Annotated in this window: 10 protein-coding genes; 8 read left to right on the top strand and 2 right to left on the bottom strand. The window is 47.3% G+C overall.

The features are described 5' to 3' along the window. Positions 1 to 16: 16 nt before the first annotated feature. The gene (locus tag IT233_01520; protein MCC7301297.1) at positions 17 to 943 is read right to left on the bottom strand and encodes a c-type cytochrome; all 927 of its coding nucleotides are present in this window, start codon (positions 941 to 943) and stop codon (positions 17 to 19) included. A 443-nt stretch (positions 944 to 1,386) separates the two neighbouring features. On the opposite strand from IT233_01520, the gene IT233_01515 reads away from it, so the two are divergent. From IT233_01515 to moaA, 4 genes are all read left to right on the top strand, one after another. Next, complete coding sequence (locus tag IT233_01515; GenBank protein MCC7301296.1) at positions 1,387 to 2,967, top strand: MFS transporter; 1,581 nt, start codon at positions 1,387 to 1,389, stop codon at positions 2,965 to 2,967. Between the two features lie 30 nt (positions 2,968 to 2,997). Then, positions 2,998 to 4,314 (top strand): hypothetical protein, encoded by a 1,317-nt coding sequence (locus IT233_01510; protein ID MCC7301295.1) that lies wholly within the window; start codon positions 2,998 to 3,000, stop codon positions 4,312 to 4,314. Between the two features lie 122 nt (positions 4,315 to 4,436). Then, positions 4,437 to 5,099: a hemerythrin domain-containing protein gene (locus tag IT233_01505; GenBank protein MCC7301294.1), complete on the top strand. Its 663-nt coding sequence runs from the start codon at positions 4,437 to 4,439 to the stop codon at positions 5,097 to 5,099. Then, on the top strand, positions 5,096 to 6,097 hold the full coding sequence (gene moaA / locus IT233_01500) for a GTP 3',8-cyclase MoaA (GenBank protein MCC7301293.1): 1,002 nt from the start codon (positions 5,096 to 5,098) through the stop codon (positions 6,095 to 6,097). The genes IT233_01505 and moaA overlap by 4 nt, the downstream gene beginning before the upstream one ends. On the opposite strand, the gene IT233_01495 is transcribed toward moaA, so the two are convergent. Then, entirely contained in the window at positions 6,098 to 7,141 is a 1,044-nt protein-coding gene (locus tag IT233_01495; protein ID MCC7301292.1) for a YncE family protein, read from the bottom strand. Between the two features lie 64 nt (positions 7,142 to 7,205). Between IT233_01495 and IT233_01490 the strand changes: the two genes are divergently transcribed. The 4 genes from IT233_01490 (at position 7,206) to IT233_01475 (ending at position 13,082) form a co-directional block, all read left to right on the top strand. Beyond that, positions 7,206 to 7,907 carry a thioredoxin family protein gene (locus IT233_01490; GenBank protein ID MCC7301291.1) on the top strand — a complete coding sequence of 234 codons (702 nt, stop codon included), beginning with the start codon at positions 7,206 to 7,208 and terminating at the stop codon, positions 7,905 to 7,907. A gap of 278 nt (positions 7,908 to 8,185) precedes the next feature. Further along, positions 8,186 to 9,640, top strand: coding sequence for an SAM-dependent DNA methyltransferase (locus IT233_01485; GenBank protein ID MCC7301290.1), 1,455 nt, complete (start codon positions 8,186 to 8,188; stop codon positions 9,638 to 9,640). Between the two features lie 203 nt (positions 9,641 to 9,843). Next, positions 9,844 to 10,770, top strand: coding sequence for a restriction endonuclease subunit S (locus tag IT233_01480; protein MCC7301289.1), 927 nt, complete (start codon positions 9,844 to 9,846; stop codon positions 10,768 to 10,770). After that, the gene (locus tag IT233_01475; protein MCC7301288.1) at positions 10,767 to 13,082 is read left to right on the top strand and encodes a DEAD/DEAH box helicase family protein; all 2,316 of its coding nucleotides are present in this window, start codon (positions 10,767 to 10,769) and stop codon (positions 13,080 to 13,082) included. Before IT233_01480 ends, IT233_01475 begins: the two co-directional genes overlap by 4 nt. Positions 13,083 to 13,110 lie beyond the last annotated feature (28 nt).

Below are 13,110 nucleotides of genomic sequence, written 5' to 3'. Positions count from 1 at the left end.
TCGTTATTAAAGAGAATTACTTGGTGGTTGATTTCAATTGACGATTGTAAATTTCCTTCTTTACCGTATCCTTCTTGCGAATAAACCATATCCCGAAGATCAGCACCAGCAGGCCAATGGCTGCTGCACAGCCTCCGAAACGGAGAATATCGCCGGTTTTCTGCTCCTGATTGGCAACATCCTTATCTACATGGCTAAGGAAGGCCATTAGGGCATTTATCTCTATGGAATTCAATGGTTTGTTGAGGTATGCCGAGGTCATGGCAGGGAAGGGTGGAGCACCCAGGATACCCTGTAAGCCGGCAGTACCTCCCAGTCGGCTGAATGCATTCGTGAGATCCTTCGCCAGCAAACCGCCCGGAATCACATCCTTATGGTTGATATTATGACAGGAGATGCAGGAGGCTCCTCCTTCCATAAACCGGATGCTTCCTTCAAATAATTTTCTGCCCAACTCAATCTGCTCCGGTGTGGCTGTAGTGGTAACATCTGCCAGTGGTGCAGCGTTGGCCGTATCGGCGCCCGGAGTGGGGGTGGGTGCTGAGGCTCCCCAGGTGGCTACATAGGCATAAATCGCTTTCAGATCGGCATCGCTCAGGTTTGGAAAATCCTGCATGGTGATCTGATTAAACTCATCAAAGATGGCCTTTGCATCGGCGTCTCCTGAAGCAATGAAGGCAGTGGAGGATTTCGTCCACTTCAACAGCCATTCTTCCGTTCTCTTGGTGGTTACCCCGGCAAGATCCGGCCCTACCAGCCTGCCGCCGCCGCCATCCTTATGACACGCGGTGCAGTTCGCTTTAAAAAGTGCTGCGCCATCCTGTGCATGAACAGGTGTGGCGGTGAATGCCAGAGTGAAAATGCCAATGGAAATCCATCGGCCGATGGAAATCATTTTCGGTTTTTTTCCCGGCTCCATTCGGTTGTGAATTGTGTTTATCATAGGCTGATAATAGTTGGAAAGACAGTTTGGCTTGCGAACAAAAGTGTTGGGAAATAGTACCGCAAACTATGATTGTCCTCAGAAAAAACCCTGACCTGCATCAGGCCAAAGGGGGGGGGAGCCCCCCGGAACCCGTCTGAAATCGGGAAAAGAACCTGTTTTTTATCAGTTTTTCTGTCCATCCAGCCGAAAATATATATCACTTTTTATTCTGACAGCAGTCATCGCCGCCCCCCCTGCGCTCCGATACCTTTGACACGTTGAAGTGCAAATCAGGTAATAAATAAGCGCAATCGATATGGCAGGTTTCAAAACTTTTTTAAAGTCGGGGCATCCGCCCACATTGCTGCCGGAAATCGTAATCAGAGGATTGTACACTAACGCCTATATTTAGCCCCGACTAACATTAAATAACAACCTCTAACCTCTAAATCTCTAACCTCATGTCAAGTTGGCTTAAAAACTGGAATCCCGAGGACAAAACATTCTGGGAAAACGAAGGCAGTAAAATTGCCTGGAAAACATTATGGGTAACCACCATAGCCCTGATCTTTTCTTTTGCTTCATGGTTCATGATGAGTGCTATTGTGACCAAACTTCCTTCGATCGGATTCACGTTTACCCAGAATCAGTTGTTTTGGCTGGCGGCCATGCCGGGTCTTGCGGGGGGCACATTGCGTGTTATTCACACTTTCCTTATTCCCATCTATGGAACAAGGATGACGCTCACCATTTCAACATTCATTAAATTATTACCGGTGATCGGGATCGGGCTGGCTGTAATGGATCCGGCAACACCCTTCTGGGTGTTCATGGTGCTGGCATTCACCGCGGGTTTCGGCGGAGGAGACTTCTCCAGTTACATGCCATCCACGAATATGTTTTTCCCAAAGCGTTTGAAAGGAACCGCACTTGGTATTCAGGCCGGGATTGGAAATTTCGGAGTGAGTCTTGCGCAATTTATGACACCCGTAATGTTCGGCGTGGCGATGTTCGGCAGCTCGCAAATTTCTACAACCATTGATTCAAAAGAGGTGGCGGCCGCATTTAAGGAAATGGATTCCACCCGGATCGTTACGGTCTTTAACAACCTGGACACGGCGGTACAAACCAGGATCATTGCGGCCTTTGATTCAAAAAAGCGGGATTCAGTGAAAGCGACTTTAAACAGCCCGGATAAAGCAACACTTTTTTATAAGATGCCGGCCAAAGCGAAGGCACTCGGGAAAATACATCCCAAGGCAGCTGAAAAAGTACTTACGGCTTATGATGCAGCGGGAGTAAAGAATAAAGATATCTATACCCAGTCTGCCGCCTTCTGGTACATTCCCTTTCTTCTGATCATGACGGTGGTATGCTGGTTCACCCTGCGCTCCGTTCCTGTGACCGCATCCTTCCGTGAGCAGCTGGATATTTTCAAGGAAAAGCATACCTGGTATTGTACGATAACCTATATGATGACATTCGGAACCTTTGCCGGATTGTCTGCCGCGTTTCCAATGATGATTAAGGCCCTCTACGGAAATTTTCCCGATGCACCGGATCCGCTGGTGTACGCTTTCTATGGACCGCTCATCGGCTCCACCAGCCGCGTGCTTTTCGGCTTTGTAGCCGATAAAACAGGAGGAGCAATCCTTACCACCATAACAGGCCTGGGACTGATCGCAGGTACCTGCATGCTGGTTTTGATGGGACTGGTTGCTCCTGTATCCATGGATTCCTTTCCTATGTTCGTAGCGGTGATGCTGGGAATGTTCTTCTTCGCAGGCATAGGGAATGCGGCCACCTTCCGCCAGTATCCTATCGTGTTCCAGCATAATCCGCGTCAGGCTGCAGGGGTGATCGGCTGGACCGGCGCCGTTGCGGCCTATGGTCCGTTTATTTTCTCCATGCTGATCGGTTCGGCGATCGGTGCATCCGGAAATGCGAATATGTTCTTCTGGGGACTCTTAGTCTTTCTGGTGATCGCCACTGTGGTGAACTGGCATTTTTATAACCGGAAAGGGTGTGAACGGCCCAGCTAAACGCTAAAACATTTTTTAAACTACACACCTATGAAAAACATCCTGAAAGTAACCGCCGGTAGCGTCCTGATGATCTTCTCCTCGCTCCCTGCTAACGCGCAGTTCTCCCTTACGGGTGAGCTTATTCCAAGAACCGAATACAGGCACGGGTACCAGGCACCGCTGGATTCTCTGGTAAAAGGATCCGTGGCCACGGGGCAGCGTTCGCGTCTGAACTTCGGATACAAGTCCGATAAATTCAAAGCAAAGGTTTCTTTCCAGGATGTAAGGGTGTGGGGAAGCACCGCTACGGCGAATACTACCGATGGATTTACCTCATTGCATGAAGGATGGGGACAGTATTTTTTCACACCCAAGTTCTCACTTAAAGCCGGACGGCAGGAATTATCTTATGATGATGAACGCTTGTTCGGTGGTTTAAACTGGACCTTTCAGGGGCGCAGCCATGATCTGTTCCTGTTCGCCTTTGAGGATACGAGTCTGAAACTGAATGTACATGCTGGAATCGGATACAACCAGGCAGCGATGACCAACAGCGCGGCGAGTTATACACTCAGCAATTATAAAGAGATGTATTACCTGTGGGCAAATAAAAAGTTCGGAAACCTGAGCGCCAGCCTGCTTGCAGTTATAACCGGTGTTGAAATTCCCAATGCCCTCAACAGTTCCTACCTGATGAACACCATTGGCACTCACATCGAGTATAAAAAGGATGCGCTCTTTGGTTCCCTGCGGTTTTACAGCCAGAGCGGCGAAACCGTAATGGGAGGGAAGCGCGCGGATGTGAATGCCTACATGGCAGGCGCTGATCTGAAATACACGATTGCAAAGAAGTTCACTGTTGGTGCCGGTATGGAGATGATGAGCGGGCAAAGCCAAACCGATACTACCAAAGCTTACAAGGAAGTACAGCACACTTTCAATGCTCTTTATGGTACCGGCCACAAGTTTAACGGCTATATGGATTATTATTTTGCCGGAAGCGGGCATGGCAATGTGGGCTTGCAGGATATTTATCTCAACCTGAAGTATAAAGCGGATAAATACTGGGTAGCGCTGGATGTTCACATGTTTGCCGCCACCGCCGAAATCTTCGATCCGGTGAAGTCCGCACAAACCGGAACTATCGAATCCATGGATGCTAACCTGGGTAACGAGATTGATTTCACCTTTAATTACGCATTTACAAAGCAATGTGCTGTTCAGTGCGGTTATTCTACTTACCTGCATACGGCATCCGTTGCGTATCTGAAGGGTGTTCTGGACTGGGAAGGAAAAGGATATACCGGTAACCAGGCAGGCTGGGGCTATGTGATGCTGGTTTTAAAGCCTGAATTCATTAAGTAGAGGTTAGAGATATTCAGGCGGAATCGCCCCCTGAAAGGGGGGCGATTTTTTTTAAGATGACATTCCTCATTTTTTTAGCATCTTTGTGTACCGTAATTTGTTTTCAAGCATAACGCCCTGATATGGACCTTAAGACCCTCTCTAAGAATGACCCCCTCAAGCGAAACGCCGAGAAGGGCCTGGAACATGTGGAGCATTCTCCCATGGATCCGCCCTCGGCCTATGAACAGCCCGGGAAGGCAGACCTTGCTGCTGTTACCGCCGTTCCTGTGAGGGAGCTGATGGAGGAACATAAACATGCCATAGAGGTGGCTACACGTTTTGAAAACGCGCTCATTGCCTACAAGGCCGGCGGCTATAAAATGGACGAACAGATCAATAAGGCATTTGCTGAATTCTACCGTTTTGTGGACGATGATCTTTTACCGCATAACGACAAGGAGGAGAAGCATCTTTTCCCCCTGTTGCGCGAGAAACTTATTGCGAATGGTGAGCACAGTGTAGGCGAGGAGAAGTTTACCGCCATTGAGGTGATGGAGGATGATCATGTAAAATTCATTCAGCTCAGCACGCTTTCTTTCAATTTATTGGGATTGGCCACGCGTATCCGCGATGAGGTTTCACGCATCTTCATTCTGGATCATGCCTACGAAAGCGCAAGGGAATTTGTAGAGTTGCTGAAACTGCATATTTACCGCGAGGATGTTACATTGTTCCCCCTGGCGGAGAAGTACTTTTCAGAAGCGGAAATGAAAAATGTAGAACTCCGCATGCATGGAAAATGAGTGAATTCCCCTCTATAACAGATCCTTTCGGACGTGTCCACGATTACCTGCGGATATCCCTCACGGAGCGGTGTAATCTGCGGTGCTTTTACTGCATGCCGGAGGAGGGAATTCCTCTTCGTCCGAAAGCGCAATTCATGACCCGCGACGAAGTGCTGAAGATTGCTTCGGTATTTGTGGAATCGGGCGTGAAAAAGATCCGGCTCACCGGAGGTGAACCGCTGGTGCGAAACGATGCCGCCGAAATCATCCGCGGGCTGGGGCAACTACCCGTTGAGCTGGTGATCACCACCAACGGTGTACTGGCCGACGGTTTCATAGATGTGTTTAAGGAGTCCGGGATACGATCCGTCAATGTCAGTCTGGATTCCCTGAAGCCGGAGCGCTTAAAGCAGATCACCCGGCGCGATCACGTGGAGAAAGTACTTACGAATGTGGATCGTTTGCTGGATCAAGGATTCAGGGTTAAACTGAATGCCGTTCTTATCAAAGGAGTGAACGATGATGAGATAACGGAGTTTATTGAATACACACGCGACCGCGCTGTTTTCTATCGTTTTATTGAGTTCATGCCGTTCGACGGTAACAAGTGGAACTGGAGCAAGGGAGTATCGTACCGGGAAATCATGGAAAGAGCTGCAGAGAAGTACGGCGAAAAAGTAGAGCGGCTGGAGGATGCTAAAAATGATACCTCCAGGAATTACAGGGTGAAGGGATACAAAGGGGGATTCGCCGTTATCAGCACCGTTTCCAACCCCTTTTGTGATACCTGCAACCGCATGCGCCTCACTGCCGACGGAAAAATGAAGAACTGTCTTTTTTCCGGAACAGAAACGGATATTCTGGGCGCCCTTCGCTCAGGGAAGGAGATCCGTCCGCTCATCTATGAATCGGTATGGCATAAGAAGAAGAGCAGGGGAGGAATGGAGAGCATGGAGGAACTTTCAGATCCGCTGCTGCACCGGAAGAACCGGACGATGATCAGTATTGGAGGCTGATCAGTAACAATTACATTTCATAACAGAAATTCCGTTGGGCTTTTCTCCCACCGGCACAGTACCGATCACTGTCAGTGATTGCGCGTCGACCACGCTTACAGAATTATCCTTCAGATTGGTTACAAAGATGCGCGTGCCGTCGGAATTCGTCACCACTCCATGAGCGCCGTTCCCAACCGTTACCGTATTTGTAACCGTATTTGTGCTTGTGTTTATTACATAGAGTTTATTGGAGGAAGGATTTCCGTTCACAATACCCTGGTCGCAAACATAGATCCTTTGCCCGTCCGGTGAAGGATACATCTGTATAGGTCCCTCCGAACCGGCAGGAAGCGGAATGCGCGTAGTATCACCTGTACTCACGTTGTAGCGAACCACTTCTTTAAGATCGTACACCGACACGAATACGGTGTTTAATCCGGGAATCACGGCCGTTTGAACCGCAATCCCGCCCACAGGTATATGCGTAACGGTGCCGCTCTCCGGTTCCACCACGGCGATACTTTGAGATCCCATGCATGCAACATAAAGTTTGCCGTTCATATAGCGCATACCGTGCGGTTCGCTTCCGCTGCCGATATCAATGCGTTTGATCACTTTGTATTTCTGCGCATCCATCATGATCACCTGTCCGGGTTCCGTTGCGGTAATATACGCATACGTAGAAGCATCATCCACCAACACATGTGCAGGATGTTGTTCCGTGCCTATGCTGATGCGGTGAGCATCGCGGTCGCGTTTACCTTTGAGCACCACCACGCGGTCATCTCCTTCACCGTGGTGCATATTAGGAGCACTTATCCATACGGAGCGCTGATCAGGAGCCACCTGCACATTATGGGGCATAAACATCTCATCCTTATCATCAAGGTCCACGGTTTTCAGCACCTCCAGATCATCGGCATCAAAAATGGTTACGGTACCGGACATCTCATTGGCCACATACACTTTTTCGATGATCTCTTTCTTACAATTATGCTTTCTGCACCGGGGTGCGGCCAGAGCGATTACGAATAGAAATAGCAATAATTGTCTGGTTTTCATTGGCTGTGCATTAGTTTTGAAAGTGTACAAATTTACTGCTTTTTTATATGAGCAGAGTCATGAAATGCGGGCTTGGGGTTGCGGAACTGACACACATCATACCTCAGGCGTAAGTGAGGCCGAACTTTGCCATAAACAGAAGAGGTATATGAATGCGCAGGAATTGTTGAAGAAAATAAATCATTCGTATCGTTATCACGAGTACAGCGAGTTGGTACAACGTTTAGGAGCTGAGGGTAAGACAAGCGGTACAGAGCAGAAGGAGGCACAATTAGCGGCCACCAAACTTAACGCACAGCGCATGAAGCGGCTGGATAAGACCGCTGTAATTCCGGAGGCACTCTGTGCGAAGCTGGGAGGGCTGCATCGCAGGTGGATATGGGTATTGCTCACGGAGGCATGGTGTGGAGACGGCGCGCAGAATATTCCATACATCGGAAAGCTGGCGGCCTGTTCACCGCAGATTGATCTGCGTTTGATTTTGCGCGACGAGCATCCGGAGATTATGGATCAGTTTTTAACAAACGGCACCCGTTCGGTTCCGAAGCTGGTATGCATTGATGCGGAGAAGATGCTGATACTGGGAAGCTGGGGGCCACGTTCAAAAGAAATTCAGGATCGCGTGTTGCAGTTCAAAAAGGAGCATCCGGCGGTACCCCACGAAGAGTTCCTGGAAAATCTTCACGGCTGGTATGCAAAGGACAAAGGCGCCGCATTATTTGCAAGCCTGGAACCACTGCTAACGGAGTGGATGGCGCATATATAAATTGCATAGCTCAGGAAATACTTCGCCAAATTAAAAAAGCCTTTCAGTACTTCTGAAAGGCTTGATTTCGTTGGGTGGGAGCCTGCCCGCTCGGAGGCGGGCTACAGTCCCTCATATTAATCAGTTAATTTCTTGAATACTAAGCCCTAAGGATTCCGCTTTTAAACGCCGGTGAAGCACAATTGAAGCAGGTTCTTAGTCAAAACCAAAGCTACATATTTTTCCTATATTTGATACCCTTATAACTATATTGATTTTGAGCCATTTAACCACTGATTATGTTTGAACAAGTCTTCAAATCCATTGACGACATCCTGCGAAAGGAAGCCGGTTGCCAGAGCGAGCTGGACTATGTGGAGCAGACCAGCTGGGTGCTGTTCCTCAAATACCTTGACGCGCTCGAAAAGGAAAAAAAGACCGCAGCCGAACTTTCCGAAAAAAAATATGAGCCGATCATTTCTTCGCAGTATAAATGGGAGAACTGGGCGGCACCGAAAGGCAAGGATGGTAAACTCGATCACCACAAGGCGCTCGGTGGTGATGACCTTATTGATTTCGTGGACCAGAAATTATTCCCGTACCTGAAAAAATTTAAAAAGGATGCGGAAGGATATGATACCATCGAATACAAGATCGGGGAAATATTTTCGGAACTGAAAAATAAAATCCAGAGCGGATACAACCTGCGCGAAGTGATAAATCTTGTGGACGAACTGCGCTTCCAGAAATCGGAGGAGAAGCACGAGATGAGCCATCTGTACGAGGATAAGATAAAAAATATGGGCAACGCCGGACGTAATGGCGGAGAGTATTATACCCCTCGGCCCCTCATCCGCACCATTGTGAAAGTGGTTGCCCCGGAAATTGGAAATAAAATTTACGATGGGGCTGCAGGCTCCTGCGGTTTTTTAGTGGAGGCCTTCGACTACCTGAAATCAAAAAAGAAACTATCCACGGGCGACATGCGAACCCTGCAGAAGAAAACATTCTACGGCAAGGAGAAAAAATCGCTGGCGTATATCATCGGTATCATGAACATGATCCTGCACGGCATTGAAGCACCCAACATCATCCATACCAACACCCTTGCCGAGAACCTGGCCGACATTCAGGAAAAGGACCGCTACAATGTGGTGCTGGCGAATCCTCCCTTTGGGGGAAAGGAGCGTGCCGAGATACAGCAGAACTTTCCCATCAAGAGCAGTGAAACGGCATACCTCTTCCTGGAGCATTTTATAAAAATGCTGAAAGTCGGGGGCAAGGCGGGCATTGTTATCAAGAACACTTTCCTGAGCAATACCGATAACGCATCCGTTTCCCTGCGCAGGCACCTGCTTGAAGCCTGTAACCTGCACACCGTGCTCGATCTGCCGGGCGGAACTTTTACCGGTGCCGGAGTAAAAACGGTGGTATTGTTTTTTGAAAAGGGCACGCCCACCAAAAAAATCTGGTATTACCAACTGAACCTTGAGCGCAACCTCGGCAAAACAAACCCTCTGAACGAAAATGACCTTGCAGAGTTTATAAAATTGCAGAAAACATTTGCTGAAAGCGAAAACTCGTGGACTGTAAAACTGAAGGATGTGGACGAAACCACCTGCGACCTCTCGGTAAAAAACCCGAATAAAAAAGACGAAACAGTTTTGCGCGAACCGGAAGAAATACTGGCGGAGATGAAGAAGTTGGATACTGAAACAAACGAAATTCTTGAAAAGATTTCTGAACTTATATGAGAAATGGTTGGGATATAAAAAAGCTATCGGATTTATTGAGAATTCAAAATGGTTTTGCATTTAACTCCAAATTGTTCAATGGCGAAAAAGGAATGCCATTAATTCGAATTCGGGATATAAAAAATGGTATTAACACTGAAATAAAATATAATGGGGAGTTCGACAAAAAATATATCGTCAAGAAGGGGGATTTTCTGATTGGAATGGACGGAGAGTTTGAATGCCATGAATGGAAAGGAGAAAATGCACTTCTTAATCAGCGGGTCTGTAAATTGCAGGATTTCGAAAAGTATATTTATCCAAAATTTCTCTTTTACGGAATAAACAAGTATCTGAAAGCAATAGAAGAGGTTACTGCATATACAACCGTCAAGCATATTTCTTCTCGGCAAATAGAAAACATCGAATTCCCCCTTCCACCCCTCCCCGAACAAAAATACATCGTAGAAATTTTGGACAAAGCCTTTGCCGCTATTGACAAAGCAAAGCAAAACGCAGAAAAAAATTTGCGGAATGCAGGGGAGCTTTTTGAGAGTTATTTAAGCGAGATATTTTCGAAAAATGATTGGGATGTAAAAACATTAAATCAAATTTCTGTTAATCTGGATAGCAAACGGGTACCCATAACAAAAAAGATTCGTAGCGAAGGTTCAATTCCTTATTATGGTGCTTCTGGCATCGTAGATTACGTTGCCGATTATTTATTTGATGAAGATTTATTATGCGTTTCTGAAGATGGGGCAAATCTTTTGGCAAGAGTTTATCCAATCGCATTTTCCATATCAGGAAAAACTTGGGTGAATAATCATGCCCATGTCTTGAAGTTTGAAAATATGGTCAACCAAAAATTTGTCGAAGTATATCTTAACTCGATAAAGTTGGATGATTTTGTCAGTGGAATGGCTCAGCCCAAATTAAATCAAGCCATGCTTAACAAGATTCCTATCCCATTTCCTTCAATGAAAGAACAACAATCTATAGTCAAGAAACTGGATTTACTTTCGACTGAAACGAAAAAATTGGAAGTGATTTACGAACAAAAAATAAATGCATTGGAAGAATTAAAAAAATCTATTCTGCAAAAGGCATTCAGTGGTCAATTAACTGCTAAAGAAGCAATACCCGCATGACGGAAGACGATACAAGAGCAGATTACATTGACCCCAAACTGCGCGAGGTTGGCTGGGATAATAAAACCGTGGATGTAAAAATTCACCGCAACTACCCCATTACGCTAGGGAAAATAAAAGCTACCGGGGGCAGGGGCATACCCATTCGCGCAGATTACCTGTTGACCTACAAAACCCGAAAGATGGCCGTTGTAGAGGCAAAAGCGTATGACATTCCGGTTGGAGAAGGAGTTGCACAGGCAAAAAACTATGCGGAGAAATTGCAAGTGGATGATGCCTATGCTTCTAACGGGCGGGAAATCTATCACATTGATATGGATTCCGCCCAGGAAGGGTTGCGGGATAAATTTCATACCCCGGACGAACTCTGGAACAAGGCATTCCCGAAAACAAACGAATGGCAGGATAAATTTGATTCCGTTCCGTACGAAGATAAAGGCGGAAGCATGGGCGGGCGCTTTTACCAGGATATTGCCGTAGAGCGCACTCTGGATGCCATAGCTAACAAACAAAACCGCATCCTGCTCACGCTGGCCACCGGTACCGGAAAAACATTCATTGCCTTCCAGATTGCGTGGAAGCTATTTCATACACGCTGGAATACCAGTTACGAAGCAAGTCGCAGGCCGCGTATTTTATTTCTTGCTGACAGAAATATTTTGGCAGATCAGGCCTACAATGCGTTCTCTGCATTTCCGGAAGATGCACTCGTGCGCATCCGTCCAAGTGAAATAAAAAAGAAAGGGAAAGTCCCTACCAACGGAAGTATTTTCTTCACCATCTTCCAGACCTTCATGAGCGGCCCGAACGATACGCCCTATTTCGGAGAATACCCGAAAGACTATTTCGATTTCATCATCATTGACGAGTGCCACCGTGGAGGAGCGAATGATGAGAGCACCTGGCGTGGGATCATGGAATATTTCAGTCCCGCCGTGCAAATAGGACTCACAGCCACCCCAAAACGCAGGGAAAACGCCGACACCTATAAATATTTTGGTAAGCCGGTTTTTATCTATTCATTAAAGGATGGCATCGAGGACGGTTTTCTTACACCCTTCAAGGTGCGGCAGATAAAGACTTCATTGGATGAATATACGTACAAGGAAGAAGATCAGGTATTGGAAGGAGACATAGATAAAGAAAGGACCTATACCGAATCCGATTTTAACCGTATCATTGAGATCAAGGCGCGGGAAGAAAAACGGGTCAGGTTGTTAATGGATATGCTTCACCCGGATGAGAAGACGCTGGTATTCTGCGCCAACCAGGATCACGCCGCTGCCATCCGCGATCTCATCAATCAATACAAGAAAAGCAAGGAAACAAAATATTGCGTACGGGTGACGGCCAACGACGGCGAACTGGGAGAGCAGTATCTGAGGGAATTCCAGGACAATGAGAAGAGTCTGCCTACCGTTCTCACCACATCCTACAAACTGTCCACCGGCGTGGATGCACGGAATGTTCGAAATATTGTCCTGCTACGCCCTGTGAATAACATCATTGAATTCAAGCAGATCGTAGGACGGGGAACCCGCTTATTTGACGACAAGAATTTTTTTACGATTTACGATTTTGTAAATGCCAGCGAACGGTTCAAGGATCCGGAATGGGATGGGGAGCCGGTGGAACCGGTCATTACCGACGATGACCCGAATTATGAACCGGAAGAAGCCAGGGCCTTTGAGGATCCAGAAGCTCAGGAGGAACGCGAAAGGAAGGCAAGGGTGAAGATAAAACTAGGCAGCGGGAAAGAGCATCAGATTACGCACCACATTTCCACCACCTTCATCGGACCCGACGGAAAGCCCTTGACCCTGCAGGAATTTCTGGACATGCTTTATGGGAAAATACCGGAGTTTTTCAGAAATGAGGAAGAGCTACGGAGGATATGGAGCCAGCCGGACACGCGAAAAGCGTTATTGGATCAGTTGGAAGGCGCAGGGTTCGGTGTGGATGAGCTAAAGACCCTTCAAAAAGTCATAGATGCCGAAAAATGCGATCTTTTTGATGTACTGGAATACATAGTCTATTCCGCAAAGCCGCTTACGCGAGAACGGCGGGTGGCAGGCGCACAGCGGACGATCTTCAGCTCGTTAGAGCCCGCTCAAAAGGAGTTTATCGAGTTCGTTCTGGACCAATACATTCAATCCGGCGTTGAAGAGCTGGACCAGGAAAAGTTACCGGTGCTGCTGGAGCTGAAATACCAGTCGGTTTCCGATGCCACCGAAAAACTCGGCGGAGTTTCTAACATCAGGGACTTATTCATTAATTTTCAAAAGGAGTTGTATCGGGAGGGGGTAGCGTGAATTATGTTAGATCTCTGAATCATTGAAA

The sequence above is a fragment of the Bacteroidia bacterium genome (genome assembly GCA_020852255.1).
In the GTDB taxonomy this organism is placed as follows: Bacteria; Bacteroidota; Bacteroidia; order JADZBD01; family JADZBD01; genus JADZBD01.
Note: the sequence above shows the minus strand (reverse complement) of the source record. Positions and strands in the feature narration are given on the sequence as shown.

Bases quoted from the DNA above. Each gene is read 5' to 3' on its own strand.
- IT233_01520 (MCC7301297.1), bottom strand. From the start codon at position 943: ATGATAAACACAATTCACAACCGAATGGAGCCGGGAAAAAAACCGAAA.
- IT233_01515 (MCC7301296.1), top strand. From the start codon at position 1,387: ATGTCAAGTTGGCTTAAAAACTGGAATCCCGAGGACAAAACATTCTGG.
- IT233_01510 (MCC7301295.1), top strand. From the start codon at position 2,998: ATGAAAAACATCCTGAAAGTAACCGCCGGTAGCGTCCTGATGATCTTC.
- IT233_01505 (MCC7301294.1), top strand. From the start codon at position 4,437: ATGGACCTTAAGACCCTCTCTAAGAATGACCCCCTCAAGCGAAACGCC.
- moaA (MCC7301293.1), top strand. From the start codon at position 5,096: ATGAGTGAATTCCCCTCTATAACAGATCCTTTCGGACGTGTCCACGAT.
- IT233_01495 (MCC7301292.1), bottom strand. From the start codon at position 7,141: ATGAAAACCAGACAATTATTGCTATTTCTATTCGTAATCGCTCTGGCC.
- IT233_01490 (MCC7301291.1), top strand. From the start codon at position 7,206: ATGCGGGCTTGGGGTTGCGGAACTGACACACATCATACCTCAGGCGTA.
- IT233_01485 (MCC7301290.1), top strand. From the start codon at position 8,186: ATGTTTGAACAAGTCTTCAAATCCATTGACGACATCCTGCGAAAGGAA.
- IT233_01480 (MCC7301289.1), top strand. From the start codon at position 9,844: ATGGACGGAGAGTTTGAATGCCATGAATGGAAAGGAGAAAATGCACTT.
- IT233_01475 (MCC7301288.1), top strand. From the start codon at position 10,767: ATGACGGAAGACGATACAAGAGCAGATTACATTGACCCCAAACTGCGC.